The 20188-nt window shown below is 75.5% G+C and carries 19 protein-coding genes and 4 tRNA genes; 9 read left to right on the top strand and 14 right to left on the bottom strand.

Annotated elements, in window-relative coordinates:
* The first annotated feature begins 78 nt into the window (after positions 1-78).
* The 3 genes from C0216_RS29645 (at position 79) to C0216_RS29635 (ending at position 2251) form a co-directional block, all read left to right on the top strand.
* A complete protein-coding gene (locus C0216_RS29645; protein WP_114058199.1) occupies positions 79-567 on the top strand; it encodes a hypothetical protein in 489 nt (162 codons plus the stop codon).
* A 71-nt stretch (positions 568-638) separates the two neighbouring features.
* Positions 639-1388 (top strand): DsbA family protein, encoded by a 750-nt coding sequence (locus tag C0216_RS29640; protein WP_114058198.1) that lies wholly within the window; start codon positions 639-641, stop codon positions 1386-1388.
* Positions 1385-2251 carry a cytochrome c biogenesis CcdA family protein gene (locus tag C0216_RS29635; RefSeq protein ID WP_114058197.1) on the top strand — a complete coding sequence of 289 codons (867 nt, stop codon included), beginning with the start codon at positions 1385-1387 and terminating at the stop codon, positions 2249-2251. Before C0216_RS29640 ends, C0216_RS29635 begins: the two co-directional genes overlap by 4 nt.
* 39 nt (positions 2252-2290) lie before the next feature.
* On the opposite strand, the gene C0216_RS29630 is transcribed toward C0216_RS29635, so the two are convergent.
* The 3 genes from C0216_RS29630 to C0216_RS29620 all read right to left on the bottom strand — a co-directional run bounded on the left by C0216_RS29630 (position 2291) and on the right by C0216_RS29620 (position 2571).
* Positions 2291-2364 (bottom strand) — tRNA-Phe (locus tag C0216_RS29630).
* Between the two features lie 22 nt (positions 2365-2386).
* Positions 2387-2460 (bottom strand) — tRNA-Asp (locus tag C0216_RS29625).
* Positions 2461-2498: 38 nt separating this feature from the next.
* A tRNA-Glu gene (locus C0216_RS29620) sits at positions 2499-2571 on the bottom strand.
* A gap of 127 nt (positions 2572-2698) precedes the next feature.
* On the opposite strand from C0216_RS29620, the gene C0216_RS29615 reads away from it, so the two are divergent.
* The 5 genes from C0216_RS29615 to C0216_RS29590 all read left to right on the top strand — a co-directional run bounded on the left by C0216_RS29615 (position 2699) and on the right by C0216_RS29590 (position 7378).
* Positions 2699-3049, top strand: coding sequence for a metallopeptidase family protein (locus C0216_RS29615; RefSeq protein ID WP_216827118.1), 351 nt, complete (start codon positions 2699-2701; stop codon positions 3047-3049).
* The gene (locus C0216_RS29610) at positions 3046-3546 is read left to right on the top strand and encodes a fluoride efflux transporter FluC (protein ID WP_246042739.1); all 501 of its coding nucleotides are present in this window, start codon (positions 3046-3048) and stop codon (positions 3544-3546) included. Before C0216_RS29615 ends, C0216_RS29610 begins: the two co-directional genes overlap by 4 nt.
* Positions 3543-3917 (top strand): fluoride efflux transporter CrcB, encoded by a 375-nt coding sequence (gene crcB / locus C0216_RS29605; protein WP_114058196.1) that lies wholly within the window; start codon positions 3543-3545, stop codon positions 3915-3917. The genes C0216_RS29610 and crcB overlap by 4 nt, the downstream gene beginning before the upstream one ends.
* Positions 3918-4855: 938 nt before the next feature.
* Positions 4856-7126: a DEAD/DEAH box helicase gene (locus tag C0216_RS29595; protein WP_114058194.1), complete on the top strand. Its 2271-nt coding sequence runs from the start codon at positions 4856-4858 to the stop codon at positions 7124-7126.
* A 179-nt stretch (positions 7127-7305) separates the two neighbouring features.
* Positions 7306-7378: transfer RNA gene (locus tag C0216_RS29590), tRNA-Lys, on the top strand.
* Positions 7379-7430: 52 nt separating this feature from the next.
* Here C0216_RS29590 and C0216_RS33645 read toward each other — a convergent pair.
* Positions 7431-7607, bottom strand: a complete 177-nt coding sequence (locus C0216_RS33645; RefSeq protein WP_162793316.1) for a hypothetical protein — start codon at positions 7605-7607, stop codon at positions 7431-7433.
* A gap of 347 nt (positions 7608-7954) precedes the next feature.
* On the opposite strand from C0216_RS33645, the gene C0216_RS29585 reads away from it, so the two are divergent.
* On the top strand, positions 7955-8938 hold the full coding sequence (locus C0216_RS29585; protein WP_162793315.1) for a helix-turn-helix transcriptional regulator: 984 nt from the start codon (positions 7955-7957) through the stop codon (positions 8936-8938).
* Positions 8939-8961: 23 nt separating this feature from the next.
* Here the strand turns inward: C0216_RS29585 and C0216_RS29580 are convergent, their stop codons facing one another.
* From C0216_RS29580 to C0216_RS29535, 10 genes are read right to left on the bottom strand one after another with little or no spacing between them, the layout of a single operon-like run.
* Positions 8962-9456 (bottom strand): rhodanese-like domain-containing protein, encoded by a 495-nt coding sequence (locus tag C0216_RS29580; protein ID WP_114058192.1) that lies wholly within the window; start codon positions 9454-9456, stop codon positions 8962-8964.
* Entirely contained in the window at positions 9453-10484 is a 1032-nt protein-coding gene (locus tag C0216_RS29575) for a hypothetical protein (RefSeq protein WP_114058191.1), read from the bottom strand. Before C0216_RS29575 ends, C0216_RS29580 begins: the two co-directional genes overlap by 4 nt.
* The gene (locus tag C0216_RS29570; RefSeq protein WP_114058190.1) at positions 10481-12157 is read right to left on the bottom strand and encodes a class I tRNA ligase family protein; all 1677 of its coding nucleotides are present in this window, start codon (positions 12155-12157) and stop codon (positions 10481-10483) included. The genes C0216_RS29575 and C0216_RS29570 overlap by 4 nt, the downstream gene beginning before the upstream one ends.
* Positions 12154-12798, bottom strand: a complete 645-nt coding sequence (epsC, locus tag C0216_RS29565; RefSeq protein ID WP_114058189.1) for a serine O-acetyltransferase EpsC — start codon at positions 12796-12798, stop codon at positions 12154-12156. The genes C0216_RS29570 and epsC overlap by 4 nt, the downstream gene beginning before the upstream one ends.
* Positions 12785-13993, bottom strand: coding sequence for an NAD(P)/FAD-dependent oxidoreductase (locus C0216_RS29560; RefSeq protein WP_114058188.1), 1209 nt, complete (start codon positions 13991-13993; stop codon positions 12785-12787). Before C0216_RS29560 ends, epsC begins: the two co-directional genes overlap by 14 nt.
* Entirely contained in the window at positions 13990-14454 is a 465-nt protein-coding gene (locus tag C0216_RS29555) for a cupin domain-containing protein (RefSeq protein WP_114058187.1), read from the bottom strand. The genes C0216_RS29560 and C0216_RS29555 overlap by 4 nt, the downstream gene beginning before the upstream one ends.
* A 16-nt stretch (positions 14455-14470) precedes the next feature.
* Positions 14471-15799: a SidA/IucD/PvdA family monooxygenase gene (locus C0216_RS29550; protein WP_114058186.1), complete on the bottom strand. Its 1329-nt coding sequence runs from the start codon at positions 15797-15799 to the stop codon at positions 14471-14473.
* Positions 15799-17202: a diaminobutyrate--2-oxoglutarate transaminase family protein gene (locus tag C0216_RS29545; RefSeq protein WP_114058185.1), complete on the bottom strand. Its 1404-nt coding sequence runs from the start codon at positions 17200-17202 to the stop codon at positions 15799-15801. Before C0216_RS29545 ends, C0216_RS29550 begins: the two co-directional genes overlap by 1 nt.
* Before the next feature lie 21 nt (positions 17203-17223).
* Positions 17224-18630, bottom strand: coding sequence for a SidA/IucD/PvdA family monooxygenase (locus C0216_RS29540; RefSeq protein WP_114058184.1), 1407 nt, complete (start codon positions 18628-18630; stop codon positions 17224-17226).
* A complete protein-coding gene (locus C0216_RS29535; protein ID WP_114058183.1) occupies positions 18627-20138 on the bottom strand; it encodes an ABC transporter substrate-binding protein in 1512 nt (503 codons plus the stop codon). Before C0216_RS29535 ends, C0216_RS29540 begins: the two co-directional genes overlap by 4 nt.
* Between the last annotated feature and the right edge of the window lie 50 nt (positions 20139-20188).

The raw sequence follows: 20188 nt of genomic DNA, 5'->3' as shown, positions 1-20188 counted from the left end.
TGGCGAACGCATTTGTCGGGGGGAGCCGTACCATTTCGGGACGATCCCCCGTCCCTTCCCGCGTGAGAGGCCCCACGTATGCCGAGCAGCGCGCACCGGTGCGCGGGCGGCGTGCTGCTCGCGGCGCTGCTGGCGCTGTTCTGCGTGGTCGCGGGAGGCGCGGCGCCCGCCGGGCAGGCGGCCGGTCCGGCTCCCTCCGGCCGGGCCTTCGACCGGGCCTTCGACCGGGCCTTCGACCGGGTCTCCGCGGACGGTGCCGGGCGGGTGTCCGCCGGCGCCGCCGACGGGGCCGAGGCCGTACGGGCCTCAGCCGCCCGGCAGCGGGCCGGTGCCGACGCTTCCGGGCGGGGGCCGCGGTGCGGGCCGGGGCCCGCGGGGCCCGAGCGGGTGCCGGCCGTGCCGGCCCGCGCCGGCGCGCAGGCCGACCAGGTACTCGCCGGCTGCGCCCGCCCCCTCCCCGGCTGCGCGCCGCCCGCCGCCTGCGCCGTGTCCGGGCCGCCGGGCGGGGCGCGCGCCCCCGACCGGCCCGCTCCCGGGCCGCTGGAGCTCTCCGTGATGCGGGTGTAGGAGGACGCCCGCCCGGCCCGAGCGGCCGGACTGCCGCCCTCCCTGTCCACCACCTCGTCCGGAGCACCCGTATGCCTTCCTCCACCCGCCCTTCCCGACCCTCCTCCCGCTCCACCGGCAAGACGGTGCTGGCCTGCGCGGGCGTCGTCCTCGCCGCGGCCGCGCTGGGGCTGGCGTCCTGGCAGGCCACCGCCCCCGACGACCGCCCGGCGCGGGGCGGCGGCGCGGTGTCGCAGCCGCGGTCCGAGGACTCCGGCGCCCGCGCCGAGCTGCTGAAGCTCGCGCGCCGCGAGGCCGGCGACCGGCTCGCCGTCGGCCGGCAGGACGCCCCGGTCGTGCTGATCGAGTACTCCGACTTCAAGTGCGGCTACTGCGGCAAGTTCGCCCGGGACACCGAGCCCGAGCTGATCCGCAAGTACGTCGAGGACGGCACGCTGCGCATCGAGTGGCGCAACTTCCCGATCTTCGGCGAGGAGTCCGAGGCCGCGGCGAAGGCTGCCTGGGCCGCCGGGCAGCAGGACCGCTTCCAGCAGTTCCATGCCGCCGCGTACGCGCCCGGCGCCAAGGAGAAGGGCTTCGGCGCGGAGCGCCTGCTGGAGCTGGCCCGCGAGGCCGGCGTCCCCGACCTGGAGCGCTTCTCCCGGGACATGGCCGGCGAGGCAGCCGCGGCGGCGCTGGCCCGGGACCGGGAGGAGGGGAGCCGCATCGGCGTCGCCTCGACCCCGTCCTTCCTGGTCAACGGCCGCCCGATCGCCGGCGCCCAGCCGTACGGCGCCTTCGCCGCGGTGATCGACGGGGCGAAGGCGGAGGCGGCCCGGTGACGGGCATCGGCTACCTGGCCGCCCTGCTCGGCGGGCTGCTGGCGCTGCTCAGCCCGTGCAGCGCGCTGCTGCTGCCGGCGTTCTTCGCGTACTCGATCGACTCCCCGTCCCGGCTGCTGGCGCGGACCGGGATCTTCTACGCGGGCCTGGCCACGACCCTCGTCCCGCTCGGCGCGGCGTCCTCGACGGCCGGCCGGTTCTTCCACGGCCACCGGGACGCCCTCGTCCTGGCGGGCGGCTGGCTGATCATCGCGCTGGGCATCGCGCAGGTCCTCGGCAGGGGCTTCGCGCCGCGGCGGCTCTCGGAGCTGTCGGGGCGGATCCGGCCGACGACCGCGCTGTCGGTGTACGCGCTGGGCGCCGTGTACGGGCTGGCCGGCTTCTGCGCCGGGCCGATCCTGGGGAGCGTGCTGACGGTGGCGGCCCTCGGCGGCAGCCCGGTCTACGGGGGGCTGCTGCTCGCGGTGTACGCGCTGGGGATGGCCGTGCCGCTCTTCGTGCTGGCCCTGCTGTGGGAGCGCTTCGACCTGGGGCGGCGGCGCCTGCTGCGCGGCCGGCCCGTCCGCCTGGGGCGGCTCGAGGTGCACAGCACGTCGCTGCTTTCGGGGCTGTTCTTCGTCCTGCTGGGGGCGCTGTTCCTGGCGTACGACGGGGCGAGCGCGCTGCCGGGGCTGCTGGACGTGGACGATTCGTTCGCGGTGGAGCAGCGGGTGCGGGAGATCGCGGGCGCGGTGCCGGACGCGGTGCTGCTCGGCGTGGCCGCGGCGGGGGCCCTCGCGGTGGTGCTGGTGCGCCGGCTGCGCGGCGGCCCGGCCGCGGCTGCCGGGGAGGGCGCGTCGGAGCCGGCGGAGGCGCGGGAATGACGCGGAAGGCCCCGTCCGGTGGACGGGGCCTTCCTTTTGTGGCTGGGGCCGGGGTCGAACCGGCGACCTATCGCTTTTCAGGCGATCGCTCGTACCAACTGAGCTACCCAGCCACGAGACCGTTTCCGGCCTCAGCGATCCTGACGGGACTTGAACCCGCGACCTCCACCTTGACAGGGTGGCGAGCTAACCAACTGCTCCACAGGACCATGCAGTGTGCGAGACAAGTCTTGCACACGGTAATGCGTACCCCCAACGGGATTCGAACCCGTGCTACCGCCTTGAAAGGGCGGCGTCCTGGGCCACTAGACGATGAGGGCTAAAGGCCCGCCGGGGCGCTTTCCAGCGCGTCGGGGACGTGAGAAGCATATGGGATGCGGGGAGGTAACGCCAAAACGGTTTCCCCCGGCAGGCTGCGTGCGCCCGGTGCGGAGGGACAATGACCGGGTGCTGGAGATGACACGCGAGGAGTTCGAGGAGCTCGTCGCCGAGGCCCTGGACCGCATCCCGCCGGAGCTGACGCGGCTGATGGACAACGTGGCGGTGTTCGTCGAGGACGAGCCGCCCGCGGACGACCCGGAGCTGCTCGGCCTCTACGAGGGGACTCCGCTGACGGAGCGCGGTGAGTGGTACGCGGGCGTGCTGCCGGACCGGATCACCGTCTACCGCAACCCGACCCTGCGGATGTGCGAGGACCGGGAGGACGTGATCGCGGAGACGGAGATCACCGTGGTCCACGAGATCGCCCACCACTTCGGCATCGACGATGCCCGGCTGCACGCCCTGGGCTACGGGTGAGCGGTCCGGCCGGGGACGGCGCCGGCCGGGTCCGCCCGGTGGTCGGCCCGGTCGACCCGGACGTCGACCTGCACGTGCCGGCGCAGCGCGCCGAGCCGCTGGGGCCGGTCCTCGCGGCGGTCGCTGCGGGCGGCGCCCTGGGGGCGTCGGCCCGGTACGGGCTGGCGCTGCTGTGGCCTGCGGGCCAGGCGGGCTTCCCGTGGGCGGTGTTCTGGACGAACGCGGCCGGCAGTGCGCTGATCGGGGTGCTGATGGTCCTGATCGCCGAGGGCGGGCGGACGCCGCCGCACCCGCTGCTGCGGCCGTTCGCGGGGACCGGTGTGCTCGGCGGGTTCACCACGTTCTCCACGTACGCGGGGGACTTCACCCGGCTGTGGGCGGCGGGCGAGGCAGGGCGCGCGGCGGCGTACGCCGGGGCCACGCTCGCGGCGGCGCTCGGCGCGGTGTGGGCGGCGGCCTCGGTGACGCGGCGCGCGGTGGGCGGAGGCCGCGGGTGAACTGGCTGCTGGTGGCGGCGGGTGCGGCCGTCGGGGCGCCGCTGCGGTACCTGGCGGACCGGGCGGTGCAGGCGCGGCACGACTCGGTGTTCCCGTGGGGGACGTTCGCGGTGAACGCGGCCGCCTGCCTGCTGCTCGGGCTGCTGACGGGGGCGGTGCTGGCGGGGGCGGCTTCGGAGGGGTGGCAGCTGCTGCTGGGGACGGGGCTGTGCGGGGCGCTGAGCACGTACTCGACGTTCTCGTACGAGACGCTGCGCCTGGCGGAGCGGGGGCGGTGCGGGCCGGCCGCGGCGAACGCGGCGGGCTCGGTGCTGGTCGGGTTCGGGGCGGTGGCGCTGGGGTCGCAGGCGGCGGCCGGGCTGTGGGGCTGAGGGAGGCGCGGGCGCGGGGCCGGGCGCCTTCGGCGGGCCGGGTCGCAGGCGGGCGGCCGGTTCCCGGCGGGTGTCCGTCCGGGGCGTGTCCCTTGCGGGGCAAAGGGAGTTGGGCACATCGACCCGCTCACCGCGGACTCTGACCGCCCACCCGGAGGTGCACCGTGCGCCAGTTGTCCGCTTCCCTCCGCCTGGCCGTCACCGCGCTCGCGGTCGCGGCCACGGCGGGCTGCATGAGCGTCGGCGGGGACGCCGCGAAGCCGGGGCCGTCCGCCTCGCCGGGCGGCAAGCAGGCCGCCGAGGCGGGCCGGGGTGCCGCGTCCCGGCGGGGGGCGGGGTCCCACGAGGCGGGGCAGGGCGGCAGGGCCTCCGCGGGGGTCCAGGCGGGCAAGCCAGGCGAGGACGGCAAGGCGTCGGGCGCGACGGGGGCTTCGGCCAGCCCGGATGCGCCGGCGGGGCGGCCCGGGGCGCCGTCGCCGTCGGCCGGGCCGGGGGGCGGTGCGGGCGGGCAGGGACCCCAGGAGCCGCCTCCGGGCCCCGGCGGAAGCGGTGGTTCCGGCGGTTCCGGCGGCTCCGGCGGGGCGAAGCCCACGCCGCCGGCGCAGTCGCCGACCCCGGAGCCGCCCCACACACCCCCGGCCCCCACGCCCACTCCGCCGCAGCCCGAGCCGACGCCCTCGCCCAGCGGCTGAGGCGTCGCCGCGGCGGCCCCGCGGGCCGATCTCCCCAGGTCAGGACGGATCGGGCGAGAACGACTTGCCAGACCCCCCAGGAGGTGCGTATGGTTATAGATCGTTTGATCCCATTGCCCGGCGCCGATCCGAAGCGCGCCGCGTGGCGCGTTTCTCCCTAGCCGTGGCTGACCGCATTGAGGCGGTCGAATTGCGATTCACGGAGTTTGGGCGCGTGCCGAGACTCCGGAAGGTTTCGCATTTCGCATGTCCATTTCCAGTTCTGACCGTGCCGTCATGCCCGAGAACGACTCCCACGAGATCGTGGACGCCGTCGAGGCCCTCGTGGTGACGGAGGCCATGGAGGCCGCCGAGGCCGACGAGATCATCGAGGCCCTCGAGGCCGACGTGGCGGGCGACCGCGACGCCGAGTCCGACGACGAGCCCGAGACCACCTTCGCCGACCTGGGCCTGCCCGAGGGCGTCGTCCGCAAGCTCGCCCAGAACGGTGTCACCGTCCCGTTCCCGATCCAGGCCGCGACCATCCCGGACGCCCTGGCCGGCAAGGACATCCTCGGCCGCGGCCGCACCGGCTCCGGCAAGACCCTCTCCTTCGGCCTGCCGACCCTGGCGCGCCTGGCGGGCGGCACGACCGACAAGAAGAAGCCCCGCGCGGTCATCCTCACCCCGACCCGCGAGCTCGCGATGCAGGTCGCGGACGCCCTCCAGCCCTACGGCGACGTGCTCGGCCTGAAGATGAAGGTCGTCTGCGGCGGCACCAGCATGGGCAACCAGATCTACGCCCTGGAGCGCGGCGTCGACATCCTCGTCGCCACCCCGGGCCGCCTGCGCGACATCATCAACCGCGGCGCCTGCTCCCTGGAGGACGTCCAGGTCGCGGTCCTCGACGAGGCCGACCAGATGTCCGACCTGGGCTTCCTGCCCGAGGTCACCGAGCTCCTGGACCAGGTCCCGGCCGGCGGCCAGCGCATGCTGTTCTCCGCCACGATGGAGAACGAGATCTCCACCCTGGTCAAGCGCTACCTCACCGACCCCGTCAGCCACGAGGTCGACAGCGCCCAGGGCAACGTCACGACCATGTCGCACCACGTCCTCGTCGTGAAGCCGAAGGACAAGGCCCCCGTCACGGCCGCGATCGCCGCCCGCAAGGGCCGCACCATCATCTTCGTCCGCACCCAGCTGGGCGCCGACCGCATCGCCGAGCAGCTCGTCGAGGCCGGCGTGAAGGCGGACGCGCTGCACGGCGGCATGACGCAGGGCGCCCGTACCCGCGTCCTCGCCGACTTCAAGGACGGCTACGTCAACGCCCTCGTCGCCACCGACGTCGCCGCCCGCGGCATCCACGTCGACGGCATCGACCTGGTCCTGAACGTGGACCCGGCCGGCGACCACAAGGACTACCTGCACCGCTCGGGCCGCACCGCCCGCGCCGGCAAGTCCGGTGTCGTCGTCTCCCTGGCGCTGCCGCACCAGCGGCGCCAGATCTTCCGCCTGATGGAGGACGCCGGCGTCGAGGCCTCGCGCCACATCGTGCAGGGCGCCGGCGCCTTCGACCCGGAGGTCGCCGAGATCACCGGCGCCCGCTCGCTGACCGAGGTCCAGGCCGACTCCGCGAACAACGCCGCCAAGCAGGCCGAGCGCGAGGTCGCCGAGCTGACCCGCCGCCTGGAGCGCATGACCCGCCGCGCCGCCGAGCTGCGCGAGGAGGCCGACCGCCTCGTCGCCCGCTCCGCCCGCGAGCGCGGCGAGGACCCGGACACCGCGATCGCCGAGGCGGCCGAGGCCGCCCAGGCCGAGGTGGCCGCCCAGGTCGCCGCCGCCGCGGCGGCCGAGGAGCGCCGGGAGCGCACCGAGCGCCGCGACGACCGCGGTGAGCGCGGCGACCGCGGTGGCGACCGCGGCGACCGCGGCGGCTTCCGCCGTGATGACCGGGGTGACCGTGGTGGCGACCGTGGCGGCTTCCGCCGCGACGACCGCCCGTCCTTCAACCGCGACGACCGCGGTGGCGACCGCGGTGGGTTCCGCCGGGACGACCGGGGTGACCGTGGTGGCGACCGTGGCGGCTTCCGCCGCGACGACCGCCCGTCCTTCAACCGCGACGACCGCGGCGGCGATCGCGGTGGGTTCCGCCGGGACGACCGGGGTGACCGTGGTGGCGACCGTGGCGGCTTCCGCCGCGACGACCGCCCGTCCTTCAACCGCGACGACCGCGGTGACCGTGGTGGCGACCGTGGTGGCTTCCGCCGTGACGACCGGGGTGACCGTGGTGGCTTCCGCCGTGACGACCGCCCGTCCTTCAACCGCGACGACCGCGGCGGCGACCGCGGTGGGTTCCGCCGGGACGACCGGGGTGACCGTGGTGGCGACCGTGGCGGCTTCCGCCGCGACGACCGGCCCTCCGGCGGCTTCCGCTCCGGTGGCGGCGACCGCCCGTACGGCCGCCGCGACGACAACCGCCCGTCCGGCTCCTTCGGCGGCCGCCGCGACGACAAGCCGCGCTGGAAGCGCAACGGCTGATCCCCGGCACTGAGAACGCCCGACAGGCCCCCACGGCACCGCCGCGGGGGCCTGTCGCCGTCCCGGAACCCGCCAAGAACCCGCCGCCGAGCAGCTCTTGCCGTATCCGACGGGGCCGGTCGGTCGATACCCGATCGGCTGACGGGCGCGGTCCGGCTATGCTCTGGCGTGGGCAGTGAGGGCCATTAGCTCAATTGGCAGAGCAGCGGACTTTTAATCCGTTGGTTGTCGGTTCGAGTCCGACATGGCCTACAGCCGGGGAGCGCCCCGCGCGGTTTCGACCGTGCGGGGCGCTTTCGTGTGGTCAGGACCAGCCCGGGTCGCGCGGGGCGGGGGCCGACCAGCCGGGCTCGGCGACCACGCGGTGGGCCGGGTCCGCGGGGGATTCCGGTGCGGAGGCCCGGCCGGTGCCGTTCACGCCGGCGACGGCGATCAGAGCAGCGGCGGTGGCGGTGGCGAGGGTGGCGAGCGTGCGGCGCATGGTGTCGATGCCTCTTATCGGACCGTGGGGATGATGGCGGTTGGCCGGATCCTGCGCTCCGGCGTGCCGCCATCGTGCCGAGCGGGCGGGCCGCTGTCGCCGGTTCGGCGGTGGCACAAAGCGCTCTGACACATCTCTGCCAACAGCCCTCTCCGCCGCGGCACGCCGATGGGTGACGGTATGTCCGGCGGTCCTGTCCGCGTGATGGACGGTGTTTGTGCGGGCCATGGCTGGTATGGACAATCCTGGGTGCAAGATCGGCCCTCGGAGGGCCGCGCATCCTGCCGCCAGCGTTGTCGGTGCAACAGCCGTGCTGCCGCTCCGAACCGCGAGCTGGGGGGCTCCCTTTGTTGGTTTCTCTCGGGCTGACCGAGCGCTCGGACGCGCTCTACCGGCTCATCCTCAAACGGCCGGATCTCGCCGTCGCCGCTGCCGCCGCCGAACTGGGCCGTCCGGAGGACGACGTACGCGGCGACCTGGAGGAGCTGACCCGGCTGTCGCTGCTGGCGCCCTCCTGGCGCAGTGACGGACGGCTGCGCGTCGTCAACCCGAAGGCGGCCCTGGACTCGCTGCTCGCGCACCAGCAGGCGGAGATCGCCCAGCGGCACCGGGCGCTCGCCGAGAGCCAGGCCGCGGCAAGCGCGCTGCTGTCGCAGTACGCCGAACTGCACCCGGCGCCGCCCGCGCACGAGGCGGAGCGGTTCCTGGGAGTCGAGGCCGTCCGGGCCAAGCTGAGCGAGCTGTCGTCCCGCACCCGCCGTGAGTCGATCAGCTTCCATCCCGGAGGGCCCGTGCCCGCTGCCCAGTTCAGGGCCAGCGAGCCGATCACCGAGGAGCTCATCGCGCGCGGGGTGAAGATCCGCACCGTCTACCAGGACGCGATCCGCAACGACCCGGCCAGCCTGGAGCACGCGCGCTGGCTGACCGAACGGGGCGGCGAGGTGCGGACGGTGCCCTCGCTGCCGATGCGGATGGTCATCGCCGACCGGGAGTTCGCGCTGCTGCCGATCGACCCCGCCGACAGTGCGCTGGGCGCGGTGCTGCTGCGGGAGCCGGGGGCGGTCGCCGCGTTCTGCGCCCTGTTCGACTCGGTGTGGGAGACGGCGCTGCCGTTCGGGGAGCCGCCGCGGCGGAGCCTGGACGATCCGGGTTCGCAGCCGCGCGAACTGCTGCGGCTTCTTGCGCAGGGCTACACCGACGAGGCCGCCGCCCGCCGGCTGGGGATCTCCCTGCGCAGCGAGCGGCGGCTGATCTCCGAGTTGATGGAGAGGCTGGACGCGCACAGCCGGTTCCAGCTGGGGCAGCGGGCCGTCGAGCAGGGTCTGCTCTGACGTCCCGGCGCGCGCCGTCCGCGTCAGCAGCCGCAGGCGGCGCCTTCGGCGGCGGGGGCGGTCAGCGGGTCGGGGGCGGAGCGGCGCAGTCCGGCGGAGTCCTCGACGGGGAAGCCCTCGCGGGACCAGTACTCGTAGCCGCCGAGCATCTCCTTGACCCGGTAGCCGGCGGTGGCGAAGGCGTGGGCGGCGCGGGTCGCGCCGTTGCAGCCGGGTCCCCAGCAGTAGGTGACGACGGTGCTGCCGGGCGGTACGGCGTCGGCGGCGCGCGCCGGGATCTCGTCGGTGGGCAGGTGCACGGCGCCGGGGATGTGTCCCTGGGCCCAGGCTTCGGCGCTGCGGCTGTCGACGAGGACGAAGCCGGGGGCGCCGGACTCGATGTCGGCGTGGACGTCGGCGACGTCGGCCTCGAAGGTGAAGCGGCGGTGGAAGTGGGCGGCGGCGGCTGCGGGGTCGGCGGGCGGTACGCGCAGCACCTTGGAGGCGGTGGCGGGTGCGGTCTGAGGGGCGGTGGTCATGCGGTGTGCTCCTTGGGACGGGGGCGGCGCAGGGCCGCCACGGCGATGAGGCAGTACAGGGCCGCGGTTGCGGTACCGGGGCCGGCGAGCAGGACGGCGGCGGGCCAGTCGGCGGCCGCGCCGGCGGCGAGGAAGGCGAGGGCGAGGGCGGCGCCGGCGAGGACGCCGCCGCGGCGGGACCGGCCGCCGAGTTCGGTCCAACGGGCCGCTGTGGCCTGGAGGTTGGTCCGGCAGTACGACCAGCACAGCGCGGCCGCGGCCGCACCGAGGGCGGCTGCCGCGACGGGATGCGGCTCCGGCGCGGACGGGCCGGGCGGGGCGGCCAGTACGGCGTACAGGGCGGCGGCGGCGGCCAGCCCGAGCAGGGTTCCGGCCAGCATGCGGGGGCGGGCCGCGGACGGTACGGCCCCTTCGAGCCCGACCCAGCCGAACAGCAGCGGCACTGCCGCGAGGGCGGCCCACCAGCCGGTGGCGCCGGAGCCGGGGAGCGGACCGCCGAGGCCCCACCAGGCGGCGGCCACCGCGGCCACCGAGGCGAGCCGCAGCCGCCGGGCGGCGGGCGAGGGGCCCTGCGGGCCGAGCCAGGCGCGGCAGGCGGCCGCGGCCAGCACGGCGGCGGCCGCCAGGTGGGCCCGCCAGCCGGAGTCGCCCGCCGGGGCGAAGCCGGCCGCGGCGTAGCCGCCCGCGGCGAGGGCGACGGCCGCCTGGCCGGTGGCGAAGCCGCCGAAGTACAGCGCGGTGGCCGCGCGGGCCGCCCGCGGGCCGAGCCGGTCCCGTACGAACGCGGTCGGGCCCCCGCGGTCCGTGCCGCCCGCGGCGGCGACGAGCAGGCACCAGCCGGCCAGGGCGGCGGCCACCGCCGCCACGGTTGCGGCGGGCACCGGCCCGAGGACCCCCGGCAGCACCAGCAGCCCGGCGCCCAGCACCCCGAGCAGCGTCCGCCGCAGTCCTTCCGCGAGGCCGCCCGCGGCGGGCCGCGGCTCCCGCGGACCGGCGGCGGCGGGCGCGGACACGGGGGAGGCGGTCACGACAGTTCGTGGAAGTACAGCGGGACCGACGCCGGGAGGGTGCTGCCCGCGGGCAGCAGGCGGCCCTGCGGCCAGGCCGGCATGCGGGTCGCCAGGTCGACCGGCAGGCCCAGCCGCTCGGCGAGGAACGCCGACCAGCCCGGCATCAGCGGCGCCGCCGTGGCCGCGACCGCGGCGAGGAGTTCGGCGTGTGCGGCGAGGCGTGCCGCGTACCGGGCGCGCGGGCCGGAGGCCCGGAGCAGGGCCAGCTCGCGCAGGTCGGCGTCGGCCCGCTCCACCGCGGTGGCCAGCACGTCGGCCGCACGCTGCGGGGAGAAGGCCCCCGCGCCGAGGGCGTCGGCGATCCGCCCGGGCAGCGCGGCCCGCTCGGCGGCGGCCGGCCCCCCGGCATCCCCGTCGTCCGCGCCGTCCGCGCCGTCCCCGTCGTCCGCGCCGTCCGGGACGGTCGAGTCGAAGTCCCGGGCCAGCAGGTCGAGCACGGTGTCGGTCCACCGCTCCAGGGAGCCCGCCAGCACCGTGCTGACCGTGTCGGCGAACTCCTTCATGGAGAAGTTGTTCTGCGCCCGCTCGGGCCCGGTCAGGCACAGGTGGAAGCGGAGCGCGTCCGCGTTGACCCGCCGCAGGAACTCGCCGCCCCAGATGGCGTGTCCGCGGCTGGTGGAGAACTTGTCGCCCTCCAGCCGGTAGAACTCGTTCGTCACCACCTGCGCCGGCAGCGTCAGCCCGCCCCGCGCGAGCAGCAGCGCCGGCCACAGCACGGCGTGCGAGAACGAGCAGTCGAAGCCGATGAAGTTGACGATCCGGGTCTCCGGGTCGGTCCACAGCCGCTCCCACTCCGAGCGGTCGCCGTTCGCCTCGGAGAGCCGGGCCGTGGCGGCCGCGTAGCCCCAGATGCCGCTGAACCAGGTGTCGAGGACGTGGCCCTCCCAGCCGGGCAGCGGCACGGGGATGCCGTAGCCGGCCTCCCGGCTGACCGGGGTGTCGGGCAGCGGGCCCCGCGCGAACAGCCCCTGAAGGTAGGCCACCAGGCGGGGCCGCCACTCGGCGCGGGCCTGCGCCTCGGCGTAGTAGGCGGCCAGCTCCCCGCGGCGCTGCTCCAGCGGGAAGACGATGCGGCGCAGCGTGCGCGTCGCCGGGGCGGTCCAGCAGGCGGTGCACTTCGGGTCGGCGAGGCCGGCCGGGTCCTGCGGGAGGCCGCAGGCCTCGCAGTAGACGCCGTCGGAGGGCTCCGCGCAGAACTGGCAGCAGCCGCGCACCTCCGCCTCGTACAGGTAGCGGTCGCAGGGCCCGCAGTGGAAGACGGGCAGCTCCTGCACCTCCAGCGCGCCGGACTCCCACAGGTCGAGGAAGAAGCGCTGGACGAACTCGGTGTGGACGGGGTCGGTGAGCGGGCGGGTGAACCAGTCGTGGTGCATGGCGCCCAGCGAGAGCGTCTCCTCCATGCGGTCGCCGAACAGCCGCGCCGTCGGGTACGCGGTGGAGCCGATCTCGGCGGCCCGGCGCGGCACGTAGCAGGAGTGCTCGTCGGAGTAGCCCACGTGGCGGACGTCGTGGCCGCGCTGGCGCAGGTGGCGGGTGAGGACGTCGGCGCCGAGGAACGGGCCGGAGAGGTGGCCGAGGTGGAGGTCGCCGTTCGGGTTCGGCGGGGCGCTGGTGACGACGTACGCGGTCATGGCGTGTGGGTTCCTTCGGGGACGGTCACGGCGGGGGAGGCGGGGGCCGCCGTGTCGAGGGGCGGGAGGGCCGCGGAGGCGGCGGCGACGACGCGGCTGCGCGGCGGCAGGTCGTCCAGGACGACCGAGTGGGCGCCGATGCGGGAGTCCGCGCCGACGGTGACGGGGCCCAGCACGCTGGCGCCGGTGCCGATGACGACGCGGTCGCCCAGGACGGGGTGGCGGCGCGAGCCGGAGGGGCGGCGCAGGTCCTTCCACCAGCCGACGGAGCCCAGCGTGACCTGGTGGTACAGCATCACGTCGTCGCCGATGCGGACGGTCTCGCCGATGACGACGGCGGTGCCGTGGTCGATGAAGAAGCGGCGGCCGATCCGCGCCCCCGGATGGATCTCGATCCCGGACACGGCGCGGGCGAGCAGGGACAGGGCGCGGGCGCTGACGCGGTGGCCGCGGCGCCACAGCAGGTGGGCGATCCGGTACGTCCACAGGGCGTGGATGTGCGGGTAGAGGAGCACTTCCGCGCGGGAGCGGGCGGCGGGGTCCTTGTCGAGGACGGTCGCGACATCCTCGCGGAGCACCTCCCGCAGCGGCCGCCGCGCCGCGGGCGCCCCGGTGTCCGGGCCGGTCTCACATGTGGTCATACGGGGCCTCCGGGCGGATCGGGTGGCCGGCGAGGAACCGCTGCGGCCGGTACGGCTCCAGCAGCTGCTGTACGGCCTTGCCGGGCACCGCCCCGCCCTCGGTGATCTCCAGGGCGGCGAGTTCGGCGACGGCGGGCGCGAGTTTGAAGCCGCCCCCGCTGAAGCCGAGCGCCAGGTAGAGGCCGTCGGGGCCGGCCGCGCCGACGACCGGCCGCTTGTCCGGGGTGTAGCCGTCCAGGCCGGAGCGGGTGCCGGCGAGCGGGGCGGCGGCCGCGGCCGGAACCCGGTGGGCGACGGCGGCGATCGCGGCCTCCAGCTCGGACTCGGTGAGCGGTTCGACGTCCCGGCCGAGCTCGGTGTCGGGCTTGCTGGGCACGCCGAAGTAGAAGCGGTCCAGGCCGTCGGGCCGGAAGTAGCTGCCGGTGGTGTCGTCGATGCACGTCGGCACGGAGGCCGCCGAGCCGCGCCGCCCGGCGCCGGGCAGTTCGGCCTGCGCGAGGCCGATGCGGCGGGCGGTGACGGGGATGTGGATGCCGAGGTACTCGGCGGGCGCCGAGCCCCACGCCCCGCCGGCCAGGACCACCAGCGGGGAGTCGATCCGGCCGATGGAGGTGAGGACGCCGGTGACGGTGCCCGCGCGCTCCAGGACCTTCACGGCGCGGATGCCCTCGGAGGGGGACACCCCGAGCCGGTAGGCGGCGCCGAGCAGGGCGGCGGTGGCGGCGAGGGGGTCGGCGTAGCCGCCCTCCGGCTCGTAGGCGGCGAGCCCGACGCCCTCGGTGCGCAGGCCCGGGTAGAGGGCCTTCAGCTCGGCGGCGTCGACGACCTCGGTGCGCCGGTAGCCGGCCGCGTCGCTCGCGGCGGCCGCGTTCTGCCGCAGGCCGTCGGCGTGCTCCTCGCCGACGATCATCACGAAGCCGGTGCGCCGGTAGCCGCAGTCGCCGCCGATGACGTCCGCCCACTGCTCGAAGACGGGCAGGCTGCGGGCGGCGAGGCGGGTGTCGGCGGCGGAGGTGTGGTGCAGCCGCAGGAGCCCGCCGGAGCGGGAGGTGGCGCCCTGGGCGCTGACCCGGCCCTGGTCGCACAGGACGATCCGGCCGAGGCCGGCGAGGGCCAGCCGGTGGGCGATGGCCGCGCCGATGACCCCGCCGCCGACGACGACGGCGTCGGCGTGGGCGTGCAGGACGGGGCTCATGCCTCGCCCTGCCCGTCCGGCCGCGGGCCGTCCGCGGCGTCCGCGGTGCCGGCGGGGCCGGCCGCGCCGGGGTCCGCGATGCCGAACTCGGCGGCCCACCTCGCGCGTTCGCGGGCGACGGCCTCGGAGCCGCCCCACCAGATGGTGATGAAGCGGAGCCGCTCCGCGCCGTCGTTGGTGAGGTCGTGGTCCAGGCCGGGCGTGATGAAGACGGTCTCCCCGGCCCGCACGCGGCGGGTCTCCGGGCCGATCCGCATCAGCCCGCTGCCCTCGGTGACGAAGAACATCTCGTTCTCGTCGTGCAGGTGCGCGGTCGACGTGGCGCCGGGCGCCACGTCGACCCAGGCGCCGCCCCAGCCCGGCTCCTCCACGGCCTCCGGCCACGGGAAGATCCGCCGGCCGCTGACGTTGTACTGCTCCTCGAAGACCATGTCGTCCTCGTGGGCGGTGAAGATGTGCATCGCGTACGGGTTCCAATCAGGCGGCGACGGGCGCGGCGGGCCGGCTCAGGCGGGCCCGCAGGTCGCGGTGGACGGTGTCGGCCTTGGCGGCCATCTGGCTGAAGGAGGTGGCGCTGCCGATGCCGTGCCGCCACTCGGTGAGGCCGTCGAGGTAGATCCCGACCTCGCAGTCGCCGGTGGTCTCGGCCCGGTAGGCGCGGGTGACCTGAGGGCGGCCCTGCGCGTCGAGCCGCAGGTACGGGACGAACGCGGCGAGCTGCCGGGGCAGGACGGGCTCCCGGTAGCCGGTGCAGACGATCACGGCGTCGGCGGTGACCAGGCCCCGCTCGCCGGTGAAGACCTCCTCGGTGGCGAGCCGCACCGGGCCGCCGTCCTCCTGCTCGACGGAGGCGATCTCGGTGCGCCGGTGCATGTGCAGGCGGTTCCGGCCGGTGAACCGGTCCTGGTAGGCCGCCTGGTAGAGGGCGGTGGAGACGTCCGGGTCGACGGCCGCGTAGTTGGTGGCGCGGGCCTGCTCCAGGGCGCGTTCGCGCTGCTCGCCCTCCAGGCCGTAGAAGTAGTCGGTCTCGTCGGGGAAGTAGACCTCGTTGCTGAAGTGGCCGAGCTCGTACATCCGGAAGCCGGCGTGCCGGACGAGGGAGTGGATCTCCGCGTCGGGGTGCTGCGCGGCCAGGTGCAGGACGATCTCGCCGGCGGTCTGGCCGGCGCCGACCACGGCGATGCTGCGCAGCGGGGTCCCGGACAGCGCGGCGAGGGCCGGCAGCAGCCGCGAGGCGTGGAAGACCCGCTCGCCCAGGTGCGGGCGGAGCAGTTCGGGCACGTACGGCTCGTGGCCGGTGGCGAGGGCGACGTTGCGGCCCTCGACGGTGTGCAGGGAGCCGTCGCGGGGGTCGCGGGAGGTGACGCGGGCGGTCCGGACGCGGCCGTCGGGCCCCGTGACGGGCTCGACGCCGAGGACCTCGCGGTGGTACTCGACGGTGCCGCGGACCTGCCGGGCGGCCCACTGGACGTAGTCCGACCACTCCAGGCGGCTGACGTAGCCGCCCATCAGCGTGAACGGGTAGAAGCGGCCGCTCTGCTGCAGGTAGTGGGGGAAGGTGAAGCGGGAGCGGGCGTCGCGCGGGGTGGCGAAGTCGCGCAGGAAGTGGTGCTGGATGTCGGTGCCGGGCAGGACGAGGTTGGGCTGCCAGGCCGAGTCGGCGGCCCTCTCCAGGTAGCGGGCGGCGAGCGGCGGGCCGCCGGCCGCGTCGTCGTGGTCCTCGACGGCGGCGGCGAGCGCGATCCCGGAGGGCCCGAACCCGGCGACGACGAGGTCCTGGACGGCGGTGTCGCGGGCGGCGGCCATCACGCGGCCTCCGCCGCCGCGCCGAGCCCGTCCAGGGCGGCGGCCAGGGCCGCGCGGACGATCCGGCCGGCGTGGTCGATCTCCTCGGCGGTGCAGTTCAGCGGGGGCAGCATGCGCACGACGCAGTCGTCCCGGCCGCCGAGTTCGAGGATCAGCCCGCGGCTGACGGCCTCCCACTGGACGCGGCGGGCCAGTTCGGACGCGGGCCGCCCGGTGGCGGGGTCGGTCAGCTCGACGCCGGCCATCAGGCCGAGGCCGCGTACGTCGGCGACCCACGGGCCGAGCTCGCGCAGCCCCTGGAGGTGGACCATCAGCTGGTCGGCGCGGGCCCGGACGTTCTCCAGGACGCGCTCGCGCCGCACCACCTTCAGGGTGGCGGCGCCCGCGGCGAAGGCGGGCTGGTTGCCGCGGAAGGTGCCCGAGTGCGCGCCGGGCTTCCACACGTCGAGCTTCTCGTCGTACAGGATCACGGAGGCGGGCAGTCCGATCCCGGACAGCGCCTTGGAGGCGCACACCACGTCCGGCTCGATGCCGTACTGCTCGAACGCGAACCAGGTGCCGGTGCGGCCGCAGCCGCTCTGCACCTCGTCCACGATCAGCGGGATCCCGAGCCGCCGGGTGACCTCGCGGACCCGCTGGACGAACTCGACCTCGGCGGGGATCACCCCGCCCTCGCCCTGCACGAGCTCCATCAGGACGGCCGCGGGCGGGGTGAGGCCGCCGTTGGAGTCGGTGAGCGCCTTCTCCAGGAACGCCGCGCAGTTGACCTTGCAGGTGTCCCGGGTGAGGCCCAGCGGGCAGTCGTGGCAGTGGGAGTACGGGAAGAAGTGCACGCCCGGCATCCGGCCGCGGACCGGCTCCTTCTGCTCGACGAGGCCGGTCACGCTGAGCGCGGCGAGGGTGGCGCCGTGGAAGCCGCCCTGGAAGGTGACGACCTCGTCGCGGCCGGTGGCGGTCTTGCACAGCTTCAGCGCGGCCTCGACGGCGTTGGCGCCGGTCGGCCCGCAGAAGTGGATGCGGGTGCGCTCGCGCATCGGCTCGGGCAGCATCCCGATGGTCAGCTCGGTGAACTCGTCCTTGACCGGGGTCGGGAAGTCCAGGCCGTGGACGAACTCGTCGAGCTGGCGGTGGGCGGCGGCGAGCGGCTCGGGGTGGTTGTGGCCCAGGGAGAGGACGCCGGCGCCGCTGAGGAAGTCGAGGAAGACGTTCCCGTCGAGGTCCTCGACGTAGGAGCCCCTGGCGCGGCGGATCGCCATGGGCAGCTTGCGCGGGTAGGAGCGGGAGTTGGACTCCCGGCCGGCCTGCCGGTCCAGGAGTTCGGCACTGCGGGGGCCGGGCAGGGTGCCGGTGACACGGGGCGCGCTGTAGACCCGGCCGGCCGGGGCGTCGATGGTGGCGGTCATGGGGGATGAGGACCCTTCCGGTCAGGCGGCGGCGAGGACGGCGTCGCGGCCGGCGGCGGCCGTGGCGGACAGGCGGGCGGTGAGGGCGTCGGCGAGGGTCGCGGCGCGCAGCGACAGCAGGCTGAAGGAGCCGGCGTCGCCGATGCCGTGGCTGGACTCGCACAGCCCGTTGAGGAAGAGCGGCGGGACGCCGTCGGCGACCGGCTCCAGGGCGTAGTCGGCGGCGACCTGGAGGCGGCCGTCCGGCTCGGTGGCGAAGAGCGGCGCGAGCGGGGCCATCAGCGGCGGGCACAGCTCCTCGTGCGGGCCGGGGCCCATGTTGCGGAAGCCGGTGGCGAGGACGGCGAAGTCGACGGTCTCGGTGGTCCGCGCGCCGGTGGTGTGCTCCAGGAACTCCAGGGCGATCCGGCCGTCCGGCGCGGTGGACACGCCGGTGGCCTCGTGGTTGCCGCGGACGAACGTCCGCTGCTCCCCGTCGAGTTCCTGCTCGTAGATGGCCATGTACAGCTCGCGCAGCACGTCGCCGTCGGAGGAGGAGTAGTTGGTGCCGTGCATGTACGCGTCGAGGGCCTTCTTGGCCTCGCGCGGCGCCCGGAAGTAGTAGTCCGTGAACTCGGGGAAGTAGCCCTCCTCGCTGAAGGGGCTGGTGTCCTTCAGCTTCAGGGTGTGCGAGCGGGTGTACGTCGTCACCCGGGTCCGCGGGAAGCGGCGCGAGAGGTCCAGGGCCAGCTCGACGGCGCTCTGGCTGCCGCCGATGACGGCGACCGACTCCGGCTCCCGCCCGCCGGCGGTCAGCTCCGCGAGCTTCGGCAGGTACCGGGTCAGGTGGAAGATCCGCGGGGTGCGCAGGGTGTCGTAGGGGGCGGGGACGTACGGGGTGCGGCCGGGCGCCATGACGAGGGTGCGGCCCAGGTAGCGGTTGCCCGACATGGTGGTGACGGCGTAGACGCGCTCGCCCTGCTCCTGCACGATCTCGACGTGCGCGGCGCGCTGGTTGCAGTCGACGAGGTGGGCGAAGAACCCGGCCGCCCAGCGGATGTAGCCGGCGTACTCCTTGCGGAGCGGGAACTCCGCGGGCAGGTTGAGGTGGCGCAGCAGGCGGCCGTGCTCGTGCAGGTAGTTCAGGAAGGAGTAGCGGCTGCGCGGGTTGCGCAGGGTCACCAGGTCGCGGCTGGGGTGGTTCTGGATGTCGGAGCCGTCCAGGAGCATGCCGGGCTGCCACTCGGGGCTGGGCCTGGCCTCCAGGAACCGTGCGGTCAGCGGGGAGCCGCGTTCCTCCAGGGCGATGGCCAGCGCCAGGTTCGCGGGGCCGAAGCCGATGCCGAGGATGTCGTGGACGGGGGCGGGCTGCGCCGCCGCGGCCTGCGCGGCCTGCGCGGCGGAGGCGCCGGCGTCTGCCGGTGCGGTCGGGTGCGTCGGTGCGCTCATCGCGTGGTCTTCCTTGCCTTGACAGTGGTGAGGGTCGGATTGCCGTCGAAGTCGATGCGCAGGCCCGTGATCCGTTCGGCGGCGTACACCCGCTGGTCGGTGCGGTACCAGAGCGGCACCAGCGCCAGGTCGGCCATGGCGACGGCCTCCGCGCGCCGCCAGGCGTCGGCGCGCCCGGCGGGGTCGGCGCAGCCGCGGGCGCGGGCCACGAGGGCGTCGAACTCCGGGTTCGCGTAGCGGCCTTCGTTGTCGCCGTGGGCGGTGCCGGCCGCGTCGGGCGCCGTGCAGGAGGAGTGCAGCAGCGGGTAGAGCACGTTGTCGGGCGTGGGGTAGTCGCAGGCCCAGCCGGCCCGGCAGAAGCCGGCCGCGCCGATCGAGGTGCGGTGGTCGACGAGCCCGCGGGCGTCGAGGCGCAGCAGCTCGACCCGCCAGCCCAGTGCCTCCTCCAGGCCGCGCGCCAGGTCGGCGACCCACGCGTCGTGCCCGGCGCCGGTGTTGTACGCGAACTGCACGCGGCTGCCAGGCCCGAGCCCGGCGCGCAGTGCGGCGGCGCGCGCCCGCTCCGGGTCGTAGGCCGTCCAGTCGCCGCCGTCCGTGCCGCGCGGGGTGTGGGCCTTGCCGAACCAGGGGGAGAGCAGCGAGTGGGCGGGGGTGCGCCGGCCGTGGAAGTGCCGGTCGACGAGCCCCTGCCGGTCGATGGCGGCCGACAGGGCCCGGCGGGCGTCGAGGGAGTCCATCGGCGCCTGATGGCAGAAGGGGATCAGGTAGAACAGGCCGGCGCCCTCCTGCTCGGTGAAGCCGTCGCGGGCGGCTGCCTCGGCGGTGCGGGCCGGCGGGATGCGGGCGTAGTCGTAGGTGCCGTCCAGGAAGCGGGCGTACTCGTCGTCGAGGCCGGTGACCGGGTCCAGGACGTCGATGTGCACCTCGCGGACCTCGGGGGCCGGGCCGAGGTTCCAGCGGTCGTTGCGGACGAGCCGGATCGCCCGGTGGTGCTCCCAGGGGCCGGCCATTTTGAACGGGCCGTTCCCGATCGGCATGTCGTTGTAGGCGGGGTCCAGCGCGGGGCCCGCGCACTCCGGGACGGGGCTGAAGACCGGCTGGAGCGTCTTCAGGTCGAACTCGGTGTCGGGCTCGGACAGCTCGACGACGAGGGTGGTGTCGTCGGCGGCGGTGAAGGAGCGCACGCCCGCCAGGTGGTAGGCGGTCTCCGTGGCGGCTGCCGGGTCCAGCGCCCGCGACCAGCCGCGGACGAAGCTGTGGGCGGTGACGGGCTCGCCGTTGGAGAACACCGTGTCGGGGCGCAGGGTGAACGTCCAGGTGGTGGCGGCCGCGTCGCTCTCCCAGGCCACGGCGGTGGCCGGGGCGGGCGCGCCGTCCCCGTCGAGGGCGAGGAGGCCGGTGAAGAGGAGTTTGCAGACGAGGATGCCCTCCCCTTCCTGGGCCTTGTACGGGTCGATGGCGGTGGGCTCGGTGATTCCCATGCGGAACACGGGGTCGTCGGCGTGCACGGTGGGGCTCTCTCCGCGTCGGGGATGGGCGGGGGCGGGGCTTCGGGCCG

This window comes from Streptomyces globosus, assembly GCF_003325375.1.
GTDB classification, from domain to species: domain Bacteria; phylum Actinomycetota; class Actinomycetes; order Streptomycetales; family Streptomycetaceae; genus Streptomyces; species Streptomyces globosus_A.
Note: the sequence above shows the minus strand (reverse complement) of the source record. Positions and strands in the feature narration are given on the sequence as shown.

Bases quoted from the DNA above. Each gene is read 5' to 3' on its own strand.
- C0216_RS29645 (WP_114058199.1), top strand. From the start codon at position 79: ATGCCGAGCAGCGCGCACCGGTGCGCGGGCGGCGTGCTGCTCGCGGCG.
- C0216_RS29640 (WP_114058198.1), top strand. From the start codon at position 639: ATGCCTTCCTCCACCCGCCCTTCCCGACCCTCCTCCCGCTCCACCGGC.
- C0216_RS29595 (WP_114058194.1), top strand. From the start codon at position 4,856: ATGTCCATTTCCAGTTCTGACCGTGCCGTCATGCCCGAGAACGACTCC.
- C0216_RS33645 (WP_162793316.1), bottom strand. From the start codon at position 7,607: ATGCGCCGCACGCTCGCCACCCTCGCCACCGCCACCGCCGCTGCTCTG.
- C0216_RS29580 (WP_114058192.1), bottom strand. From the start codon at position 9,456: ATGACCACCGCCCCTCAGACCGCACCCGCCACCGCCTCCAAGGTGCTG.
- C0216_RS29570 (WP_114058190.1), bottom strand. From the start codon at position 12,157: ATGACCGCGTACGTCGTCACCAGCGCCCCGCCGAACCCGAACGGCGAC.
- epsC (WP_114058189.1), bottom strand. From the start codon at position 12,798: ATGACCACATGTGAGACCGGCCCGGACACCGGGGCGCCCGCGGCGCGG.
- C0216_RS29560 (WP_114058188.1), bottom strand. From the start codon at position 13,993: ATGAGCCCCGTCCTGCACGCCCACGCCGACGCCGTCGTCGTCGGCGGC.
- C0216_RS29555 (WP_114058187.1), bottom strand. From the start codon at position 14,454: ATGCACATCTTCACCGCCCACGAGGACGACATGGTCTTCGAGGAGCAG.
- C0216_RS29550 (WP_114058186.1), bottom strand. From the start codon at position 15,799: ATGGCCGCCGCCCGCGACACCGCCGTCCAGGACCTCGTCGTCGCCGGG.
- C0216_RS29545 (WP_114058185.1), bottom strand. From the start codon at position 17,202: ATGACCGCCACCATCGACGCCCCGGCCGGCCGGGTCTACAGCGCGCCC.
- C0216_RS29540 (WP_114058184.1), bottom strand. From the start codon at position 18,630: ATGAGCGCACCGACGCACCCGACCGCACCGGCAGACGCCGGCGCCTCC.